Genomic DNA, 20,905 nt, shown 5'->3' with positions numbered 1-20,905 from the left:
CGCGGGGTGGGACACCGTCGAAACGCACGTTCCGCGGCGCGGGGTGAGAGGCCCGTCGGGGGCGCCGGGGTGGAGCGGCGACCGGGTTTCACGATCCCGCGTGACGAATCCGTCGGTCGCCCCGTCTCCATGGTGTTCCGCCTCGCGGATCCCCGAGCCGCCCGGCCGGCGCGCCCCCCATTTCCGCGTCGGCCGGGTGTCGCGACGTAGGCTGCGGACGGCGATGCTCACGCACCGCGAACTTCCCGGGGGTGACCGAATGCGGCGCAAGAACGCACACGAACGTCTCGCCGCGGCGCTGTCGCACGGGGAGGTTCCCGTCCTCACGGTCGAAGCCGAGGCGTCTCCTCCTGCCCGCGAAGGGCTGCTCGCGGTCACTCCCACCCGCGTCGTCTACACCTCGACGAGCGACAGCTGGGCGGTGGATCTGCACGGCGTCAGGAGCGTCCTCCTCGAGCAGGAGTACTCCCGCGGCCTCATCCGTATCGAGTCGGCCCAGACGCGGTTCGTCGCCGTGGCGGCGTCCGAGGCGCAGCGGGTCGTCGCGGCGATCCGGGCCGGGCGCCCCTAGGAAACTCCCGCACCGCCGACCCCTCGCGGGTGAGCGGAGGACATCCCGACAGCGGAGGGTCGAGCCCTCGGCATCCATCCTCCGCTCGCCGAATCTCCTCCCGCGCGCACCCGGAAATGCCGAACGCCGCCACCCCTCGACAGGGACGGCGGCGTTCGATTCGGCGGGTTACTCGCCCGCGGTCGCCGGAGCAGCCTGGGCCGGAGCCGCGTCGCGCGGGGCACCGTGCGGGCGGATGACCGACGGCCGCCGCATGAACAGCACCGCCACGAGGCCGAGGGCGATCACGATGATCGGCAGCGTGAGCGACTGACCCATGGCCTGCGAGAAGCCGCCGACGACCTGCGGCGGAAGCGCTCCCCCGCCGAAGCTGGCCGACGCGTCTGCGGCACCGGGCAGGTTCGCCTCGAGACGCGCCTGCATGAAGGCGGCGATGGATGCCGAGCCGATGACCGATCCGACGGTGCGGGTCGTGTTGTAGATGCCGGCGCCGGCACCCGCCTGGCGCGGCGGGAGGTTGCGCGTCGCGGTCGTCGCGAGCGGACCCCACATGCCGGCGTTTCCGATGCCCATGAACACCGAGGGGATGAGGAACATCCAGATCGGCGCGTCGTTCAGGATCAGCGCAACGTAGAGACCGAGCGACCCGCCGACCAGCAGCAGGCCGGGCACGAGCAGGAAGCGCGGGTCGGTGCGGTCGAGGAGCTTGCCCGCGAACGGCGCCAGCACGCCCGACAGGATCGCCAGCGGCACGAGCAGCAGCGCCGACTCGGTCGGAGTCAGGCCGCGAGCCAGCTGCAGGTAGAACATCTGGGGCAGGGCCATGCTCGTCACGGTGAAGCCCACCGCTGCGATCGCGAGGTTCGCGATCGAGAAGTTGCGGTCACGGAACAGGTCGAGAGGAACGAGCGGCTCGCCCGTGCTGCGCGCCTGGGTCCAGACGAAGACCGCCATGACCACGACGCCGGCGGCGACCATCGCCCAGATCCATGCGGCCCACGAGTAGTGCTCGCCCTCTTGCAGACCGAACACGATGAGGAACAGACCCACGGCGCTCAGCACGACGCCGAGGATGTCGAACTTGTGCGCGGTCCGCGGCAGCTGCGGCACGAGGATGACGGCGGCGACGAAACCGATGATGCCGACGGGGATGTTAATGAAGAAGATCCACTCCCAACCGAGGCCGTCCACCAGCAGGCCGCCGGCGAGGGGGCCGACGAGGGTGGCGACACCGGCGGTGGCGCCCCACAGGCCCATCGCCGCACCGCGGTTCTGCGGCGGGAAGGTGCGGGTGATGACGGCCATCGTCTGCGGCGTCATCATCGCCGCTCCGAGACCCTGCACGGCGCGGGCGGCGATCAGCACCTCGAGCGAGGGAGCCAGACCGCACGCGAGCGAGGCGAGGGTGAACAGCGCCAGACCCGTGAGGTAGATGTTCTTCGGACCGAAGCGGTCGCCGAGGCGGCCGGTGATGAGCAGCGGCACGGCGTAGGTCAGCAGGTAGGCGCTGGTGACCCACACGACGTTGTCGAGGTTGTTGGTGTCGGGGTCGAGAGCGGCCTTGATCGCGGGGTTCGCGACCGAGACGATCGTGGTGTCGACGAGGATCATGAAGAACCCGATGACCAGCGCCCAGAGGGCGGGCCAGGGGCTGCGTTCGTGGGTCTGGTGGGACCCGGTACGGGTGGATGCCGCGGAGGCGGCGCGAGAGTCGGTCATGCTGTGGTCTCCTTTGAGACGCGGTGCTTCTTCTTGATGTGTTCGGGGATCTCGGCGATACCCCACGGGAGGGAGCGATCGGCGAGGCGCGCACGCAGGGAGCCCTGCCACGCGAGTTCGGCGTCGAGCAGAGCGGCCTGCCGCTGCAGCTCGACGAGGAATTGCTCGGGGGTTTTCCGCTCGGCCGCGAGTTCGAGGCCCGCTCGGTGCTCCTCGACCGACGCGACGAGCAGGGCTCGACGCCGGTCGAGAAGGTCGATGACCTCGTCGCGATCGAGGTTGTGAGCCTCGGACAGCGCGACGCGGAACTCGGTCGCCCGGTCGATCTGGGGGAGCTCTGCGCGCACCCATTCTTCGACCGCCCGATGGCCGGCATCCCGAAGCGTGTAGGTGGTGCGCTCGGGGCGGTTGCCGTCGCGATCGACGCCGACCTCGGCGAGCAGCCCGTCCCGCTCGAGGCGCGCGACCGTGTGATAGATCGTGCCCTTCTGCAGCGGCACGAGGCGATCGTCACGGCGCTCCTTGAGCAGGCGCACCAGCTCGTACGTGTGCATGTCGGCCTCGCGGAGCGTGGCCAGGATCATGACCGCGACGGGGGTGAGGCGGTTGGTCTCCGGCATCCGTCCTCCTCATGGTCCGTGTCGACTAGTCCACATGGACTATACGCCCATTCTCCGCTCGGCGCGAACGCCCGCGGATGAACGTCGAGTGTCCACGACACGCCGCACCGAGGTGGACGCGTGCGGCGCGTTCTGGACACTCGACGCCCGAGCAGCCCGGAGAGCGGAGCCCGCGACACCACGCGGAACACGCCGCACCCGTCCGGAGGTGCGGCGCGTTCGAGAGCCGGCCCGGATGCCGGGGATCAGGCCTTCGGAGAGTCGCTGGACGACTTCTCGGGCGTCTGCTCCGCCGGACCGGGCACCGGGACGCGAGGCTGACGCCAGCGGATCGGAATGCCGAAGATGCCACGCTGATTGGGTTCCTCGACCTCCAGCCCGTAGTGGGCTCCGATCGAGTCGCGAAGCTGCGCCCGCTCGGCCTTGTCATAGGCGCGCATCTCACGGCGGAAGGCCGTGACGGTCGCCCAGCAGATCGCGAGCAGCACGAGGCTGAACGGCAGAGCGATGCTGATCGCCGCGGTCTGCAGGGCCTGGAGCCCGCCCGCCAAGAGCAGGGCGAAAGCGATGAGCGAGGTCGCGAGGGTGAAGAAGATGCGGACCCAGCGCTTGGGCTCCTCTTCGCCGCCCGTGGCGATCATTCCCATCACCAGGGCGCCCGAGTCGGCCGAGGTGACGAAGAAGATCCCGATGAGGATGAGGAAGCCGATCGACAGGAACACCGTTCCCGGGACGCCCTGGAGCATCTGGAACAGTGCCGTCGAGACGTTCACGGCCCCGTCGGCTCCGACCAGCTGCACCGTGCCGGTCAGCTCGCCGTAGATCGCGGTGCCGCCGAGGACCGTGAACCACAGGATGCCGACGAGCGTGGGCACCAGGATCACTCCGGTGACGAACTCCCGAACCGTGCGGCCGCGCGAGATGCGCGCGATGAAGATGCCGACGAAGGGGGCCCACGAGATCCACCAGCCCCAGTAGAACGCCGTCCACGTGCCCTGCCAGGCCACGCCGTCTTCGCCGGAGTAGGCGCTCGTCGTGAACGACAGGCTCACGAAGTTCTGGATGTAGTTGCCGATCGACTGCACGACGTCGCGCAGCAGGAACTCGGTGGGTCCCGCGAACAGCAGGTACAGCATGAGCAGCCCGGCGAGCACGAGATTGATGTTCGAGAGCCACTTCATGCCCTTGCCGACACCCGAGAGCACCGAGAACAGCACGAACGCCGTGATGACACCGACGATGACGGCCTGGCTGATGACCGAGGGCGTCACGAGGTTCAGGTAGTCGAGCCCGGCGCTGATCTGGATGACGCCCAGACCGAGGGAGGTCGCGACGCCGAACAGCGTGCCGACCAGAGCGGCGACGTCGACCGCGTTGCCCCAACCGCCCTGCACGAGACGCGCCCCGAGCAGCGGCTCGAGCGCCCAGCGGATCGTGCGCGGGCGCCTGCGCCGGTGGAAGGCGTACGCCAGCGCGAGACCGATCACCACGTAGATCGACCACGCGTGCACGCCCCAGTGCAGGAACGTCTGCGACATCGCCTGCTGCGCGAGCTGATTCGGCGTGCCCGCGACACCCGGACGCGGGTCGGCGAAGTGGCTGAGCGGCTCGCTCACGCCGTAGAAGACGAGGCCGATGCCCATGCCCGCCGCGAAGAGCAGCGAGAACCACGACATCGTCGAGAACTCGGGCTCGTCGTCGTCCTGACCGAGCTTGATGTTGCCGAACCGGCTGAAGCCCATCGCGAGCGCGAAGACGACGAAGAACGCCGCGATCAACACGTAGTACCAGTTGAACGACGAGACGATGAAGGTCTGCACGGCACCGAAGGTCGCCTCGGCCGCGGCGGGGAAGATCATCGCGAAGGCGATGAAGGCCCCCGCGATGGCGGCGGCGGGCCAGAAGACCCAGCCGCGGATGGTCTTGTGGCGACTACCCAGATGAGGGTCGATGTTCACCGCGGTATCAGGGGCTGCCTCGGTCATTCCATCGAGGGTAGTCAGGGGGGCCGCCGCGCGCGGGGGGCAGGCGCTCCAGCGAGCGTTGTGACACAATCCGCGCCGGTGCGGGGCGCACACACCCGCAATAATGAGCGGGTGACCACCGCTCCCCCGCTCGAGCTCCCCGGCTTCCGCCACATCTACTCCGGCAAGGTCCGCGACCTCTACGTGCCGGCCGACACGGCCGAGGGCGAGACCCCCGCGCACCTCCTCGTCGTCGCCAGCGACCGCGTGAGCGCTTTCGACCACGTGTTGTCTCCCGGCATCCCGGACAAGGGCGAACTGCTCACGACGCTGAGCCTGTGGTGGTTCGACCAGCTCACGGGCGCCGACGGCGGTCGCTCGATCCCGAACCACCTCGTGGCCGACCACGCTCTGGCGGGCGACGAGACGGTCGCCCTGATCCCGGATGCCGTGCAGGGACGCTCGATGCTCGTCCGGTCCCTCGACATGCAGCCGATCGAGTGCGTCGTGCGCGGCTACCTCACCGGCTCGGGCTGGGCGGAGTACCGGGCCGAGGGCACGGTCTGCGGCATCCCCCTGCCCGAGGGTCTGAACGACGGCGACCGCCTGCCGGAACCGCTGTACACCCCCGCGTTCAAAGCCCCCCTGGGCGAGCACGACGAGAACATCACCTTCGAACGTTCGGTCGAGCTGGTCGGCGCCGAGACGGCGGCGGCCCTGCGCGACCTCTCGCTCGAGATCTACCGCCGCGCGGCCGCAACGGCCGAAGCCCGCGGGCTGATCCTGGCCGACACGAAGTTCGAGTTCGGCTACGACGACGACGGCGTGCTGACCCTGGCCGACGAGGTGCTCACCTCGGACTCGTCTCGATACTGGGATGCCGAAGCCTGGCGCACCGGCTCCACTCCCGCAGAGCGCATGGCGAGCTTCGACAAGCAGATCGTGCGCAACTGGCTCGCGGAGAACTGGGACAAGCAGGGCGAGCCGCCGGCCCTCCCCGCCGAGATCGTCGAGCGCACCCGCGACCGCTACGCCGAGCTGCTGCGCCTGCTGACCGCGGGCTGATCCGCCCCTTCTCGAGACCGCATCCGTTCGCCGACACCGCACCGCATTGTCGACGAACCGGTGCGTTCTCGCCGAGCGGGTACGGTCTCGGCATCCACCCCCACCTGAGGAGACACATGTTCCGTTGGAAGCTGCACGGCAACGGGCGCACCGTCGAACCCGGGGCCGTCGTGGCCCCCGGCGAGCGCCTCAACTGGGGCGCGACGATCGCCATCGGGCTTCAGCACGTGATCGCGATGTTCGGCGCCACCTTCCTGGTGCCGGTGCTCACCGGCTTCCCGGTGTCGACGACGCTGCTGTTCTCGGGCGTGGGCACCCTGCTGTTCCTGCTCGTGACGAAGAACCGACTCCCCAGCTACCTGGGCTCGTCGTTCGCGTTCATCGCGCCGATCACGGCGGCCACGACCACCGCGGGCACCGGTTCGGCGCTGGCGGGCATCGTCGCCGTCGGCGTTCTGCTCGCCGTGATCGGCTTCATCGTGCAGTTCGTGGGTCTCGGCTGGGTCGACAAGGTCATGCCGCCGGTGGTCGCCGGGGCCATCGTGGCCCTGATCGGCTTCAACCTCGCCCCGGTCGCGTGGTCGAACTTCAAGGTGCAGCCCCTGCCCGGCACGATCACCCTGATCGCCGTCATCGTGTTCAGCGTGCTGTTCCGCGGCTTCCTCGGGCGGATCTCGATCTTCCTCGGTGTCATCGTCGGATACGTCGCGACGGTGCTCATCCAGGCCGGCACGGGTGAGAAGCTGATCGATTTCGACGCCGTCGCGGCGGCTCCCTGGGTGGGCCTGCCGACCTTCCAGATCGCGGACTTCACGACGCCGGCGACCTGGTCGGTCATCGCGATGTTCCTGCCCGTGGTGCTCGTGCTCGTGGCCGAGAACGTCGGTCACGTGCGGGGTGTGGCGGCGATGACGGATGCCACGGCCAACCGCTCCACCGGTCGCGCCCTCATCGCCGACGGCGTCGCCACGACCCTCGCCGGCACCTTCGGCGGTTCGGGAACCACCACCTACGGCGAGAACATCGGCGTCATGGCCGCGACCCGCGTCTACTCGACCGCCGTCTACTGGGTCGCCGGTCTCACCGCGATCGTGCTGAGCCTGTCTCCCAAGATCGGCGCCGTGTTCAACACGATCCCGGCGGGCGTCCTGGGCGGGGTCACCACCGCGCTCTACGGCCTGATCGGCATCATCGGCATCAAGATCTGGGTCGACAACCGCGTCGACTTCTCGCGCCCGGTCAACCAGTACACCGGCGCCGTGGCCCTGGTGCTCGCGATAGCCGGCTTCACCATGCAGTGGGGCGACTTCCAGCTCGGCCCGATCGTGCTGGGGTCGGTCGCGGCGCTGGTGATCTACCACCTCGGCAACGCCATCGCGCGGGCACGCAAGACCGGTGCCGACGACGGCGGCCCGATCCCCGCTGTGGGCCCGCTGGGCGGCGACCCGAGCTGAGTCGCCGGGTGTCGGCCGGTCCGACGCAGCAGCGCCGCGCCGTCGTGCAGAGTTCGAGGTCGACACTCCGGTTCAGGGGGCTCCGCCGCGGCGCGCCGCGGCCTGGATCCGCACGACGGCCCGCACCGCGCGAACGGGGAGGGCGAAGCTCAGCACACACGGCGGCACCCGACAAGAGGGGATGCCACGACCCGGCCGCTCGGTACCGTCGGTGCACCGGCGGGGCATCGCACATCGCCTCGTCACCGATGACGAAAGAGGCACGCTCATGGCATCCGAAATCTCCGACCCGTCGCAGGCTGCTGCCGACGAGAACTCGTACGAGGGCGCCGACGTCGAAGTCTCGCCGACCGACGACGGGTCCGGCTCCGACGGTGACGCCAAGCCCGATGGCCTCGGGACCGACGGCACCATCCCCGACGACCCGAACGGCGTCGCCGCGGGACACTCCGAGACCGCTTCGCACTTCAACGCCGAAGAGGACGAAGAGTCGGCCTGACGCGCATTCCGGGCGACCGGCAGTTCGTTGGTCGCCCGGGACGGGGCGGTAAACTGAGGGTGGCGTGTCGGGAAGTCTGGTCGACGATCTGTCGATCGACCCTTCAGGAGGCCTCATGAGCCACGACACCGCCCGCACCCCGCACTGGCCCGGCTACGCCGAGGTCCATCGCGTCACCACGGTGCTGCGCCGCGAATCCGTCGGCGGAATGCTGTTGGTGGTGGCGGCGGTCATCGCCATCGTGTGGGCCAACTCCCCCGCGTCCGAGGCGTATTTCGCGCTGCGCGACGTCCGCTTCGGCTACGAACCCTGGCACCTCGAGCTGAGCGTCGGGTCGTGGGCGGCGGACGGCCTGCTCGCGGTCTTCTTCTTCCTGGTCGGTCTCGAGCTCAAGCGCGAGATCGTGGTCGGGAGCCTCCGCCGGCTGGACACCGCGATCGTGCCGGTGACCGCCGCGTTCGCGGGCGTGGCCGTGCCCGCCCTGATCTACGTCGCGATCGTGCACACGCAGCCGAGCCTGCTGGCCGGCTGGGCCATCCCCACCGCGACCGACATCGCCTTCGCGGTCGCCGTTCTCGCGATCGTGGGTTCGCACCTGCCCGGTCCGCTGCGCATCTTCCTCCTCACGCTCGCCGTCGTCGACGACCTGATCGCCATCGCGATCATCGCCGTCTTCTACACCAGCGACATCGCGGTCGCGCCTTTGGCGATCTTCGCCCTGCTGGTCATCGTCTACGGCGTGATCGCGCACCGCGGCCGCGCGTGGTTCGCCCGAACGCCCTGGGGCGCCTGGGTCGTTCTGCTGCCGATCGGCTTCGCCGCGTGGGCGTTTCTGCACGCCTCGGGCGTGCACGCAACGATCGCGGGCGTCGCGCTCGCCTTCACGATCCCGGTCGCCGCCTCCCGCCGTCAGCCTGAGGTGCGGGGCATGGATCTCGCGGAGCAGTTCGAGCACCGCTTCCGGCCCCTGTCGGCGGGCATCGCCGTGCCGCTGTTCGCGTTCTTCGCAGCCGGCGTCTCGATCGGCGGCGGCGACGGGCTGCTGCGCGCCGTGACGGACCCCGTCACCCTCGGCGTCGCCGCCGGTCTCGTGCTCGGCAAGCCCCTCGGCATCCTGCTCGGCGTGCGCCTGCTCACCCTCGTGACGAAGGTCCGGCTCGACCCCGCCCTGAAGTGGATCGATCTCGCCGGGGTGGGTCTGCTCGCCGGGATCGGCTTCACCGTCTCGCTGCTGATCGCCGAGCTGAGCTTCGGCGACGGCTCCCCCCACACCGATGACGCGAAGATCGCGATCATGGTCGCCTCGCTCCTGGCATCCGTCCTCGCCTCCTCCGTGCTGCTCGTACGCAACCGGCGCTACAAGCAGCTGGCGCTCGCCGAAGAGGTGGATGCCGACGGCGACGACGTCCCCGACGTGTACCAGCAGCCGCGACCCGAGGCCCGCTGAGGCGCCCAGCCGTCACGAGAACAGGCCGAGCGCCCGAGAACAGGGCGATCCGCGCCGCAACGGCCTGTTCTCGTGGCATCCCCTGTTCTGGTGACGAAGCACAGCCGCGCTTCAGCCGAGCCCCATCGCCTGCAGCACGTTCGAGCGCTCGCGGGTGTTCGCCCGCACCTCCGCGTCGCGGTAGCTCTCGTCGGTGAAGGCGGTGAAGTCTTTCGTCGACACGTGGTCGCCGAAGAGCGCCTCGACGGCCGATGACAGGTCGGCGGACCGCCCGTACCCGGCATCGGCGTACCCGGGCACCACGGACAGGTCGACGTGGTGCTGCTCGGCGACAGGGACCGCGGTGACCAGAACCGTGCGCAGAACGTCTTCCGACACGATCGACGTGGTTCCGGACTCGTCCGCCGGCTCGATGCTCACCTCGACGCGCAACTGGCACGCGCCTTCGCAGTTGTCGCTGCCCTCTTCCGCGACCACCCGCCAGAGACCGCCGTCGTCGGCGCCGCTGGCGTCGAGTGCGGCCTGGATCGGGGGAATGGCCTTCTCGATGTCGCTCTTGCTCGAGCCGAAGGGGTCGTCGAAGGGCGACCGACCGTCGACGAGAGGAATCATGAAGCACCCCGAAAGGGCCGCCGCCATCACGCCGACGAGCGCCCACGCGAGGGCTCCTCGGACCGCTGTGCGCGTCGCGTCCACCATTCGATCCCCCTTCGATTGACGGCGATCTGCCCGCCGTCCGCTCGCCCGCGAACAATGTATCCCCCTTGACCCTCACGCGGCGTGAGGGCCGACGCCCGACGATGCGCGACACGTGCGGGGTCGGTTCGAGCTCGGACCGAGCGTCACGAGAACAGGCCGATCACCCGAGAACAGGGCCGTTCACGCCGCGACGGCCTGTTCTCGTGGCATCCCCTGTTCTCGTGACACCGCGCCGCGGCGCCTGCCGACGCGTCAGCGCCCCGCGGCCTCGCGCGGGCGACGCAGCTGCGCGGTGAGCGTCGCGGCCGACCGCAGGGTGAGCCCCGGGATGTAGCAGCGGACCAGGGCGATCGCGATGGCCGGGATCTGCGTGGCATCCGGGTAGATCATCCACAGGGGCGCGAAATCGGGCTGGAACTTCTTCTTGAAGGTCGCCAACGATCGGAACCCATAGGCCGGCTCGAGGAGCGCGCTGATGACGTCGAGCGCGCGGTCCAGGGCGCCGCGGTCGCTGTCGTCACCGGTGGAGTGCCGCGCGAGGGGCGAGCCCGACAGGCTCATCACGATCCGGCCGTCTTCGCGGAGCCGCTCGACGGCCTGGCCGATGAGGAACTCCATGACCCCGGGCATCGCGTCGTCCCGCCGCCGCATGACGTCGAGGGCGTACCCGGCGATCGCCCCGTCACGGTGAATCGGGATCCAGCTGGTGAACGCCGTGATGCGACCCGATCCGTCGCGGGCGACGAGCAGGCGCACCTCGGGGTCGTCGAGCTGGTCGGTCGAGCCGAGGGTGAAGCCCATCTCGGGAATCGTCTTGTCGGACACCCAGGCCTCGGAGATGTCGCGGATCTGGCCGCGATCGAGGAACGACAGCTCGCTCCACCGCGCCCATCGCGCGCTCAGCCCTTCGCGGGCCGCGCGGTTGGTGGCCGTTCGTACGTCCTGCCGCTTCTTGCCGGCCGGAGTCCAGGTGCGCGGGTCGAGGAACGCCTCCTCGGCGACCTGGAGCGACGACCAGCCGAGTGGGGCGAGCCGCTGGAGCTCAGCGTCGTCGACGCTGTAGAACACCGGCGTCCAGCCCTGCTCCTCGCAGAACGCGGCGAACTGCGCGCCGACCGAGGCGTCCTCCCGGTCGGGGCCGAAGGCGCCGCCGAGGGTCACCGCGAACCCGCCGCGCACGCGGTAGGCGATCGCGGCCTCCGCGTCGGCGGCGAACCAGTAGGCGTTTCCCTCCCACAGGGTCATGTGCCCGAGGGTGTCGCCGGAACCCGCCGCCAGCAGCATCCGCGCGCGCTCGCGGTCGGGTGTGACTTCGGCCGCGCCGGACCGCATCACGAAGCGGGCGGTGGCGACGACGACGGTGACCCAGAACAGCAGCGGGGGCAGGTACCACACCGCCTGTGCGGCGCCGGTCATCGGGACGAAGACCAGCGCTTCGGGCGGCAGCAGCGAGGGCGGGACGAGGCGCAGGGGGAGCGTCGCGAGTACGGTCGTCACGTTCGGCCACGGGCGGAAATCGGCGGATGCCAGCAGGATGCCGACGAGCGCCAGCACGAGCGAGCCCACGGCCGCGACGGCGACGGTGCGCACGAAGGCGCGGCGCACCCCCGGGGTCGAGGGGATCTGCACGGCGGCACGGAAGCGCAGGAGCAGCACGGCGACCGTCAGGGGAAGGGCCGCACCGACGACCATGCCGGCGACCGTCTGCCACACGTCGGCGACGTCGTACGCGGTGCGCACGGTCGCGAGCTGCTCGAGCGTGTCGGTCTCGCTCAGCAGGAGCAGGGTGCTCATCGCCACGAACGTGAGCGCGTTCACCGCCACCGCGAGGTGCAGAGCGCCGCGCCGTCCGCGCAGGACACCCCACGCCGCGATCAGCAGGACGAGCTGAGGCAGGGCGGCGATCCATCCCGAGGCGGGCTGGAGCTCGGTGTAGACCAGGGCGAGCGGCGGGCACGGGGCGTTCGTCGCCCCGATCGCGCAGACGACGCCGTCGGCCGAGATCAGCGGATCGTACGACAGCCAGCTGTAGACCGACAGCACCCCGGCGCCCGAGCCCCACAGGGTGGCGACGACCGGCCCGATAGCCGTGACGGCGGTGAGGGCCGCCAGCAGCACGCGCTTCTCGCGCAGCGAACTGCGCGGGATGCCGACGGCTCGCGTCCCCCCGAGCACGAGACCGGCCGCCATGCCGACGGGCAGGGCGATGAGCGTGTAGAGATCGGACGCCGAGGCGGCGTAGAGGAACATCGTCACCGCGAGAGTGACGCCGCCGATGCGGATCCGGCGACGCCACAGCGGCGAGGCGAAACAGCTCGCGGCAATGGCGACGCACAGCAGAGCCGCGATGGGCGGCGCCCCCGTGTACGGGGTGACGTTCAGCGAGACCTCGGGGATGACGTTGTCCTCGAACCAGCCGATGACCTCGCCGATCGTGCAGACGACGAGACCGCCACCCACGAACGCCGCGAGCAGACGACGCGTGCCCAGGAGACCTTCGGCCAGCCCGCACGTCACCAGCGTCAGCACGACCGTGACCGCGAGCACGAGCGGGTCGTCGACGCGCACGAGGGCGAGCAGCATGTCGCGCAGATCGAAGGGTCCCCCCTCGAAGGTGCTCTGCGTCGAGATCGTGACGATGCTGACCACGAGGATCGCCAGCGTCACCCCGAGCGTCCCGGCGCGACGGCGCAGGAACCCGGGGACGTCCCACCGAGCAGCACGGCGCTCGGGCCGCCGCGCCGGCGCCACTTCGGGCGCTGCCTGCGCCGTGTCCATCACCGCGACCATCGGTCCTCCCCGAGCGTGCGTGGGCATGCCGACCACCGGCATCCCGTCCATGCTCGCGAGGGAGCCGCGGAGTGCGCATCAGCCGGTCGGCCCCCTCCTCGAGCCGATCGGGTGGTCCGCGCCCCCGGCGGAGTCCCTAGCCTGGTCGCATGGCATCCCTCGCCGCTCCCCTCATCCGTGTCGCCGTCGTCGACGACGAAGCGCTCATCCGCTCCGGCTTCTCGCACATCCTCAGCGCCGCCGACGACATCGAGGTGGTGGCGACAGCCGACGGCGTCCAGGCGATGGAGGTCCTCGCCGAGGCCCGCCCCGACGTGGTGCTCCTCGATATCCGGATGCCGGGACGAAACGGCCTCGAGGTGCTCCGCGACATCCGCCGGGCGGGGTGGGACATGACGGTGGCGATCCTGACGACCTTCGACTCGGATGATCACATCGCGTCGGCCCTCGACGCGGGCGCCGCCGGGTTCCTCGTCAAGGACACCGACCCGCGTCAGCTCCCCCAGCTCGTGCGCACCCTGCACGGCGGCGGGGTGGTGTTCTCGCCCACCGTCAGCCGCGCCGTGGTGGCCGGGTACCTGCGCCCCGAGCCCGCGGCCGACACGCACCTGGTCGATGCGCTCAGCGCGCGCGAACGCGAGATCCTCGTGCAGCTGGGGCGCGGGCTGTCGAACATCCAGATCGGTGCGGCGATGTTCCTGAGCCCCGCCACCGTGAAAGCGCACATCAGCACGATCCTCGGCAAGCTCGGCGTCGACGGCCGCGTGCAAGCGGCCCTGGTGGCCGAGCGCGCGGGCCTGCTGCGCGACGAGGAGGAACGATGAGACGCCGCGATGTGCTGATCGACCTCGGGCTCGTCGCGGTCGCCGCGCTCGACGGCGTGCTGGGGCTCTACACGACCGACCTGCTCGAGCTGGTGCTGACCCTCGTCGGGGCCGCGGGCCTGCTGCTGCGCCGGAAGATCCCCCTGCTGTCGCTGGCGCTGGCTCTTCCCGCCCTCTTCCTCACCGGAGGGCCGATCGCGTCGGTGATCGCCCTGTACACCGTGGCGAGCGCGGCGACCGGGATGGTGTGGCTCGTCGTCGCGACGGCCGTCACCTTCCTCGGCCTCGGTCTGTCGTGGGACACCTTCACCTCGGTCAACGATCACGTGCTGGCCATCGTCTACGCGACGATGACCTCGGGAGGCGCCGTGGCGCTGGGCCGCCTGCGGCGCAACCAAAGCCGGCTGTCGGCGAGCCTCGACGAGCTGCGTCGTGCCCGCGCCGACGAGAACCGCCGGGTCGCGCGCGAGGCCGTCGCCGAGGAACGCGCCCACCTCGCGCGCGAGATGCACGATGTCGTCTCGCACCAGGTGAGCCTCATCACCGTGCAGGCGGGGGCGCTGATGGTCCGCGCCGACGACCCCGAGGTCGTCGAGACGGCCGACACGATCCGCACCCTCGCCTCCACCACCCTGTCCGAGCTGCGCCAGATGCTCCTCGTGCTCCGCGCCGACGGGCCCGAGGCGGCGCCCCTCGGTCCGCAGCCGACCCTGCGGCACCTCGATGAGATCCTGCATCCGACAGACCTCGAGGTCGACGCCCGCATCGATCTGCGCGAGGGGCTCCCGCCCGCGACGCAGCGCGCGGTCTACCGCACGATCCAGGAGGGGCTCACGAACGTCCGCAAGCACGCGCCCGGGTCAGCCGTCACCGTGTCGGCGACGAGCACCGACACGGGCGGCGTGCGGGTGGTCCTGCGAAACGCCGCCTCCCCCGCCCCGCGCCCCGATCCGGCCCCCACGGCACGCCTCGGCCATCTCGGACTCTCGGAGCGCGCCCACATGCTGGGGGGCTCGTTCCGCGCCGGCCCTCTCGCCGACGGCGGTTACGAGATCGACCTGCGCCTGCCGGCCGGACCCTGACGCCTCAGGCCGAGGCGCGCTCCACGACCTCGATCGGCAGGATCGTCGCGTGGGCCGCGGGACGACCGGCGAGGATGTCGAGCAGAACGGATGCCATGTGGCGCCCCTGCGCAAGGGACGGCTGCCGGACCGTGGTCAGCGACGGAGTGACCGCGGTCGACACCGCCGAGTCGTCGAAGCCCATCACGGCGACGTCGCGCCCCGGCTCGAGGCCCTTGTCGCGGAGCACCGTGTAGACGCCGCGGGCCATGAGGTCGCTCGCGACGAAGACGGCCTCGGGGGTGATCCCGCTCGAGAGAATGCGGTTCATCGCGAGGGCGCCGCCCATCTCGGTGAAGTCCCCGTTCTCGACGGCCACCGGTTCGAGCCCCGCCTCCGCCATCGCATTGCGAAAGCCCTGGAGGCGGTCGATGCCCGCGGGCATGTCCGACGGGCCCGAGACCGTGGCGAGACGCCGGTGCCCCCGCGCCAGCAGGTAGGCGGTGGCGACACGACCACCCTCGACGTTGTCGACGTCGACGTAGTAGTCCTCGGCACGGATGCGCGCGGGACGCCCGCCGTAGACCACGGGGACGACGTCGGCGACGCGGTCGAGGAAGGTGTCGCTCGTGTGGTGCGAGGCGACGATCGCCCCGTCGACGCTGCCGCCGCGGAGGTATCCCAGCGCCTTGGCGCTGGCATCGTCGCTCGCGATCAGCATGTTCATGATGTAGTCGGATTCGCCGATCACCTCGCCGATACCCGCGACGATCGAGGCGAAGAACGGGTCGCCGAAGAAGCGGTCGGTCTGCTCGGGGATCACCAGGGCGATCGCCCGCGTCTGCCGGCTGGCGAGCGAGCGCGCCGCGCGGTTGGGAACGTACTGCAGCTCGTCGATCGCGCGGCGCACGGCCTCGAGGGCCGAGGGCGAGACGGCGGTGGAGCCGTTGACGACTCGCGACACCGTCGATCGCGAGACCCCGGCGCGCGCCGCGACCTCTTCGATCGTGGCGGCACCGCGAACGGATGCGAGATCCATCGCTCCCCTCCTTCGGGACGGCGGCATCGCACCGCGCTTCGGGTGGCCAGGCGCGCTGCGCGCTGATGCGAGCGTACTGCGGCGGCGGCACGGAACGCACCGGTATCCGGACCCGACCAGCGAGACCCACCCGCACCGGAAGACGAAGGCCCGGCCGCACAGCGCGTGCGACCGAGCCTTCGCCGTCGTCGTCAGGCGACGACGACCGACTCCAGCGCGCGATCCTGAATCACCCGGGCGTACGCGAGCCCCGAGTCCTTGATGGTGCGTTCCTGCGTGGCGTAGTCGACGTAGACGATGCCGAAGCGCTTCTCGTAGCCCCAGGCCCACTCGAAGTTGTCCATCAGCGACCAGTAGAAGTAGCCGCGGACGTCGACGCCCTTGTCCACGGCATCCAGGACCGCTCCGAGGTGCGCCTCGACGAACTCCACGCGCTCGGCGTCGTGCACGCGGGGCTCATTGGCGTCGGTGTTCAGCTCGTCGTCGTACGAGGCGCCGTTCTCGGTGACGTAGAGGGCCACGCCGGCCTCGGCCGAATAGTCCTCGCTGACGCGCTCGAGCAGGCGCGTGAGCCCCTCGGGCTGCACCTCCCAGTTCATGTTGGTGCGCGCGAGGCCACGGTCGTGCCAGTACAGGTTCTCGTGGGCCGGGAAGGGCTTGCCGACGGGCCGCACCGTCGGGGCGTCACCCGCGGGCGGGTCGACCTCGGGCGGCGTGCCGCCGACGAACTCGCCGTGGTAGTAGTTCACGCCGAGCGAGTCGATGGGGGTCGAGATGACGTCGAGGTCGCCGGGCTGCACGGCCTCCTGCCAGCGGGCCACCGCTTCGGCATCCGTCTTGCGGAAGTCCTTGATGATGTCGGCCGGGTACTCCCCGCGGAACACTGGATCGAGGAACCAGCGGTTGAACTGCCCGTCGATACGACGTGCGGCGTCGAGGTCGGCGGGGTTCGTCGGGTCGACGGCATCCGCCACCGTGAGGTTGAGCGTGAGCCCCAGGTTGAGCGAGGCGTCGCGGGCGCGGAGCTCGCGTACGGTCTGCCCGTGGCCCAGCAGAAGGTGGTGGGCCGCGAGCATGCCCTCGGCCTGGGAGTAGTGGCCGGGCGCGTGGATGCCGGCGGTGTAGCTGAGGAACGACGAGCACCACGGTTCGTTGAGCGTGGTCCAGACGTTCACGCGGTCGCCGAGAGCGTCGTGCATGTCGAGCGCGTATTCGGTGAACTTCTCGCTGGTCTCGCGGACGGTCCAGCCGCCCTTCTCTTCCAGCGCCTGCGGGAGGTCCCAGTGATACAGGGTGAGCCAGGGCAGGATGCCGGCATCCAGCAGCTCGTCGACGAGGCGCTTGTAGAAGTCGACGCCCTTGGCGTTGAGGGCGCCGCCGTCAGGGCGCACCCGCGACCACGAGGTCGAGAAGCGGTACGTCTGCAGCCCGAGCTTCCTCATGAGCTGCACGTCGCCGGCGTAGCGGTGGTAGTGGTCGCAGGCGACATCGCCGTTGTCGGCGTTGATCACGGCATCGGGCACGCGGCTGAACGCGTCCCAGATCGAGGCCGTGCGGCCGTCTTCGAAAGCCGCCCCCTCGATCTGGTAGGCCGCGGTGGCGGCACCGAAGAGGAAGCCTTCGGGGAACGAGCGGGTGTGGGACATGATTCGGGTTCCTTCCGTGGGCGCGAGGGTCATCCCTTGACCGCCCCTTGCATGATGCCACTGACCAGCTGCTTGCCCGCGAAGACGAACAGCAGCAGGAGCGGGATCGTCGACAGCAGGACGCCCGCGAGGACGATCGAGTAGTCGACGAAGTAGTTGGACTGCAGGAGCGAGAGCGCGACCGGCAGCGTGGGGTTCTGGCGATCGAGCACGATGAACGGCCAGAAGAAGTTGTTCCACGCGCTCACGAACGTGAACAGACCGAGCATCGCGGCGGCGGGCCGGGCGGCGGGAACGCCCACGGTGAGGAAGGTGCGGAACGAGCTCGCCCCGTCCACCCGCGCGGCCTCGATCAGCTCGTCGGGCACGGACTGCCTCAGGTACTGCGTCATCCAGAAGACACCGAAGGCGCTGGTCAACGCCGGGATGATGATGGCTCCGAGCTGTCCGGTCCACCCGAGCTCGCTGAACAGGATGTACAGCGGCACGACGCCCAGCTGCGTCGGCACGGCCATGGTCGCCACGACGAAGACGAGCAGCCAGGGCCCGCCGCGGAACCTCAGCTTCGCGAACGCCCATCCGGCGAGGGTCGAGAAGAAGACGACGGATGCCGCGATCAGACCCGAACTGATGATGGAGTTCACGAGCGCCGGCCAGAAGTTGACCGCCGGGTCGCCGATGACCGACGCCGCGTTCGCGAAGAAGTTGCCGCCGGGGATCCACGACCGGTTGGCGTCGCGGATGGTCGAGGAGTCGCCCGAGCCGATGAGCAACGACCAGTAGAAGGGGAACAGGCTCGCCAGCAGCACCGCGCCGAGGGCGGCGTAGACGATCCAGCCGGGGCGGGAGCCGCGCACCGGGCGCGGGCGGCGGCGGACGGGACCGGTCGTGTCGGGGTCGGCGATCGGGACGGGAGCGGCACTCACGGCGGTCATCGGCGGGACTCCTGTCGTGCGGCGACGCCTCGGGGCGCGTCGGTGTCTCGCGCGGGCGCCGGGGTACCGGCATCCGCCCTCACTCGGGCTCTCGCCGCTCGCGCCTGCGCGCGGATGTCCCGACGGGAACGGGTGTCGCCGCGCCCACCGTCGTCGCGCACGAGCGATCGCGTGATGAACAGGTTGATCGCGCCGATGGCGAGGATGAGCAGGAAGAGGATCCACGCGAGGGCCGCGGCGCGGCCGAAGTTCCACTCGCCCCAACCGACGTTGTAGAGCCACAGGGTCACGGTGAGCCACTGATTGTCGGCTCCGCCCGTGCCGTACTGGTCGTACATGCGCGGCTCGTCGAAGATCTGCAAGCCCCCGATCGTGGCCGTGATGATCACGAAGACGAGGGTCGGTTTGAGGCTCGGCAGGGTGATCGAGAAGAACTGGCGGATCTTGCCGGCACCGTCCACGGTCGCGGCCTCGTAGTACTCGCGCGGGATGGCCTGCATCGCCGCGAGCAGGATGAGGGTGTTGTACCCGGTCCAGCGGAAGTTGACCATCGTCGCGATCGCGATGTGACTCGCGAAGGCGTCGGAGTGCCACGGCACGGCCGGAAGACCGAGGTTCTGCAGGGTGGTGTTCACGACGCCGTACTGGTCGCCGAACATGTTGCTGAAGATGAGAGCGACGGCGACGGGCGCCATCACGTAGGGCACCAGCACGCTCATGCGCCAGAAGGTCTTGGCGCGGATGTTCTGGTCGAGCATCGCGGCGATGAAGATCGCGAGGATGAGCTGCGGAACGCTCGAGAGCAGGAAGATGCTGAAGGTGTTGCGCAGGGCGATCCAGAACTTGGGCTGCGAGAGCACCCAGGCGTACTGGTCGAAGCCGATGAACTCACCGGAGTTGCGGACCAGATCCCAGTCCATGAACGAGATCACCGCGGTGTACGCGATGGGGAAGAGGCCCGTGATCGCGAACAGGATGAAGAACGGCGAGATGTAGAGGTACGGCGAGAGCTTCAGGTCCCACGCGCTGCGGCGTTGGCCGAAGCCGAGGCGGCGGGGCGGGCGCTCCCCCGCCGGGGGCCGCGCCGGCCGGGTGGGCCGTTCAAGTGTGCTTGTCACGATGTCTTCCTTTCCCCAGCCGCGTGAGGGGCCAGAAAGTGTCGCTTCGGCTTCTGCTGGGCGACATTTCTTGACCCCTCACGCGGAAGGACGGTGGTCAGGACAGGGCGTCGACCTCGGTCGCCCACTGCTTCCAGGAGGTCGCAGCGTCCTGCGTTCCGTCTTCCACTCGCGTGAGCGCCTTCTGCATGGCGTCGTTGATCTGGAAGTAGAACGTCCCCTTGTACGGCGAGACCTTCACGGCCTGCGCGCGCTCGGAGAGCATCTCGCCCACGGGGGCGTTGTTGAAGTACGCGTTCGTGCTGCCGAGCAGGGCGTCCGCCTTCAGGGCGTCGGTCTGGCTCGGGAAGGTGCCGGCGTTCTCGAACGCCTTGACCTGGGTCTCGGGGTCGGTGAGCCAGTCGGCGAGCTGCTGAGCGGCCTCGACGTTCTTGCCGTTGCCGGGCACGGTCAGGTACGAGCCGCCCCAGTTGCCGGCGCCGCCGGGGAAGACGTTGGCGATGTCCCACCCCTTCACCTCGGGGGCGTTGCCCTCGATGACGCCGAGCATCCAGCCCGGGCAGAGCATCGTGGCGAAGGCGCCGTTCGAGAGTCCCGCGAACCAGTCGTCCGACCACTGGCCGAGGTGCGCCGACTGCGTGGCGCTGGCCTTCAGGACCTGGTCGTAGATCTTCTTGACGTCGGTGTTGCTCGTGGCGGTGATCTCGCCGTTGTCGGGGTTCTCGTACGCGGCCTCGACCTGGTTGATCGCGCCCTGGTAGGTGCCGCCGGCGGAGTCGAAGAAGGCCTTGCCGGTCGCGGCGACGTACTTGTCGCCCGCGGCGAAGTAGGTCGACCAGTCGCCCTGCAGCATCGCGGCGACCTCGGCCCGGTCGGTCGGCAGGCCGGCCGCGGCGAAGAGGTCGGAGCGGTAGCAGACGCCCTCGGGGCCGATGTCGGTGCCGTAGCCGACCAACTGGCCTTCGGGGCTCGTGGCGGCCTCGACCTTGTAATCGAGCCAGCGGCTCTTAAGGTCGTCGGGCACGGGGGCCAGCAGGTCGGCGTACTCCATCACCTCGGGCAGCCAGTCGACCTCGATGGCCTCGATGTCGGCGAGGCCGGTCTTGCCCAGCTTCTGGAAGTAGTTCTCGCGGGCCTCGTTGCTGGTCGCGGCCTTGTTGTGCACGATCTTCACGTTCGGGTGCGCGTCCATGTACTCCTGCAGGAGCGCGTCGGTGTAACCGAAGTCGTTGAAGGTGGCGATGGTGAGGGTCACCTCGCCGTCGCCGCCCGAGGCGGACCCGCCGGCGCCGGAGCAACCGGCGAGGACGAGGGCAGAGGTCGATGCGACGGCGGCGACGAGAGCCACCCGGCGCAGGGCACGAGTTTTCACAGATCACTCCTTTGTGGTGGGTGCGGACCGGTGCGGTCGTGGGCTCCTGCGACGTCGCGTGGGAGCGCTCTCACCGATCGGT

Annotated in this window: 17 protein-coding genes; 7 read left to right on the top strand and 10 right to left on the bottom strand. The window is 70.0% G+C overall.

Going from position 1 to position 20,905, the window contains the following annotated elements:
* The first annotated feature begins 259 nt into the window (after window positions 1-259).
* Entirely contained in the window at window positions 260-571 is a 312-nt protein-coding gene (locus J2X55_RS03890; RefSeq protein WP_309821953.1) for a hypothetical protein, read from the top strand.
* 168 nt (window positions 572-739) lie between these two features.
* Here J2X55_RS03890 and J2X55_RS03885 read toward each other — a convergent pair whose 3' ends face one another.
* From J2X55_RS03885 to J2X55_RS03875, 3 genes are all read right to left on the bottom strand, one after another.
* Complete coding sequence (locus tag J2X55_RS03885) at window positions 740-2,290, bottom strand: MFS transporter (RefSeq protein ID WP_309821951.1); 1,551 nt, start codon at window positions 2,288-2,290, stop codon at window positions 740-742.
* Window positions 2,287-2,910: a PadR family transcriptional regulator gene (locus J2X55_RS03880; RefSeq protein ID WP_309821949.1), complete on the bottom strand. Its 624-nt coding sequence runs from the start codon at window positions 2,908-2,910 to the stop codon at window positions 2,287-2,289. The genes J2X55_RS03885 and J2X55_RS03880 overlap by 4 nt, the downstream gene beginning before the upstream one ends.
* A 245-nt stretch (window positions 2,911-3,155) precedes the next feature.
* Complete coding sequence (locus tag J2X55_RS03875; protein WP_115916095.1) at window positions 3,156-4,895, bottom strand: BCCT family transporter; 1,740 nt, start codon at window positions 4,893-4,895, stop codon at window positions 3,156-3,158.
* Between the two features lie 111 nt (window positions 4,896-5,006).
* Between J2X55_RS03875 and J2X55_RS03870 the strand changes: the two genes are divergently transcribed.
* The 4 genes from J2X55_RS03870 to nhaA all read left to right on the top strand — a co-directional run bounded on the left by J2X55_RS03870 (window position 5,007) and on the right by nhaA (window position 9,339).
* Window positions 5,007-5,939 carry a phosphoribosylaminoimidazolesuccinocarboxamide synthase gene (locus J2X55_RS03870; RefSeq protein ID WP_309821946.1) on the top strand — a complete coding sequence of 311 codons (933 nt, stop codon included), beginning with the start codon at window positions 5,007-5,009 and terminating at the stop codon, window positions 5,937-5,939.
* Between the two features lie 116 nt (window positions 5,940-6,055).
* Complete coding sequence (locus tag J2X55_RS03865) at window positions 6,056-7,393, top strand: uracil-xanthine permease family protein (RefSeq protein WP_115916097.1); 1,338 nt, start codon at window positions 6,056-6,058, stop codon at window positions 7,391-7,393.
* A 268-nt stretch (window positions 7,394-7,661) separates the two neighbouring features.
* Entirely contained in the window at window positions 7,662-7,892 is a 231-nt protein-coding gene (locus tag J2X55_RS03860) for a hypothetical protein (protein WP_309821944.1), read from the top strand.
* A gap of 115 nt (window positions 7,893-8,007) precedes the next feature.
* Window positions 8,008-9,339 carry a Na+/H+ antiporter NhaA gene (gene nhaA / locus J2X55_RS03855; protein ID WP_309821942.1) on the top strand — a complete coding sequence of 444 codons (1,332 nt, stop codon included), beginning with the start codon at window positions 8,008-8,010 and terminating at the stop codon, window positions 9,337-9,339.
* Between the two features lie 111 nt (window positions 9,340-9,450).
* Here the strand turns inward: nhaA and J2X55_RS03850 are convergent, their stop codons facing one another.
* Window positions 9,451-10,038 (bottom strand): hypothetical protein, encoded by a 588-nt coding sequence (locus J2X55_RS03850; protein WP_309821941.1) that lies wholly within the window; start codon window positions 10,036-10,038, stop codon window positions 9,451-9,453.
* Window positions 10,039-10,290: 252 nt separating this feature from the next.
* Window positions 10,291-12,855, bottom strand: a complete 2,565-nt coding sequence (locus J2X55_RS03845; protein WP_309821940.1) for a DUF2156 domain-containing protein — start codon at window positions 12,853-12,855, stop codon at window positions 10,291-10,293.
* Between the two features lie 122 nt (window positions 12,856-12,977).
* On the opposite strand from J2X55_RS03845, the gene J2X55_RS03840 reads away from it, so the two are divergent.
* Together J2X55_RS03840 and J2X55_RS03835 are read left to right on the top strand one after the other, a co-directional pair.
* Entirely contained in the window at window positions 12,978-13,652 is a 675-nt protein-coding gene (locus tag J2X55_RS03840) for a response regulator transcription factor (RefSeq protein WP_210110565.1), read from the top strand.
* Window positions 13,649-14,734 (top strand): histidine kinase, encoded by a 1,086-nt coding sequence (locus J2X55_RS03835; protein ID WP_309821939.1) that lies wholly within the window; start codon window positions 13,649-13,651, stop codon window positions 14,732-14,734. Before J2X55_RS03840 ends, J2X55_RS03835 begins: the two co-directional genes overlap by 4 nt.
* Window positions 14,735-14,738: 4 nt before the next feature.
* On the opposite strand, the gene J2X55_RS03830 is transcribed toward J2X55_RS03835, so the two are convergent.
* The 5 genes from J2X55_RS03830 to J2X55_RS03810 all read right to left on the bottom strand — a co-directional run bounded on the left by J2X55_RS03830 (window position 14,739) and on the right by J2X55_RS03810 (window position 20,823).
* Window positions 14,739-15,752 carry a LacI family DNA-binding transcriptional regulator gene (locus J2X55_RS03830; protein WP_115916104.1) on the bottom strand — a complete coding sequence of 338 codons (1,014 nt, stop codon included), beginning with the start codon at window positions 15,750-15,752 and terminating at the stop codon, window positions 14,739-14,741.
* A gap of 191 nt (window positions 15,753-15,943) precedes the next feature.
* The gene (locus tag J2X55_RS03825; protein ID WP_309821938.1) at window positions 15,944-17,398 is read right to left on the bottom strand and encodes a family 1 glycosylhydrolase; all 1,455 of its coding nucleotides are present in this window, start codon (window positions 17,396-17,398) and stop codon (window positions 15,944-15,946) included.
* A 29-nt stretch (window positions 17,399-17,427) separates the two neighbouring features.
* Complete coding sequence (locus tag J2X55_RS03820) at window positions 17,428-18,333, bottom strand: carbohydrate ABC transporter permease (RefSeq protein WP_115916105.1); 906 nt, start codon at window positions 18,331-18,333, stop codon at window positions 17,428-17,430.
* Window positions 18,330-19,451 carry a sugar ABC transporter permease gene (locus J2X55_RS03815; protein ID WP_309821937.1) on the bottom strand — a complete coding sequence of 374 codons (1,122 nt, stop codon included), beginning with the start codon at window positions 19,449-19,451 and terminating at the stop codon, window positions 18,330-18,332. Before J2X55_RS03815 ends, J2X55_RS03820 begins: the two co-directional genes overlap by 4 nt.
* Before the next feature lie 97 nt (window positions 19,452-19,548).
* Window positions 19,549-20,823, bottom strand: a complete 1,275-nt coding sequence (locus tag J2X55_RS03810; protein ID WP_309821936.1) for an ABC transporter substrate-binding protein — start codon at window positions 20,821-20,823, stop codon at window positions 19,549-19,551.
* Between the last annotated feature and the right edge of the window lie 82 nt (window positions 20,824-20,905).

Origin of the sequence: Microbacterium sp. 1154, from assembly GCF_031455375.1 — a bacterium.
GTDB lineage: Bacteria > Actinomycetota > Actinomycetes > Actinomycetales > Microbacteriaceae > Microbacterium.
The sequence above is the reverse complement of the archived record's forward strand: the minus strand, read 5'-3'. Positions and strand labels throughout refer to the sequence as shown.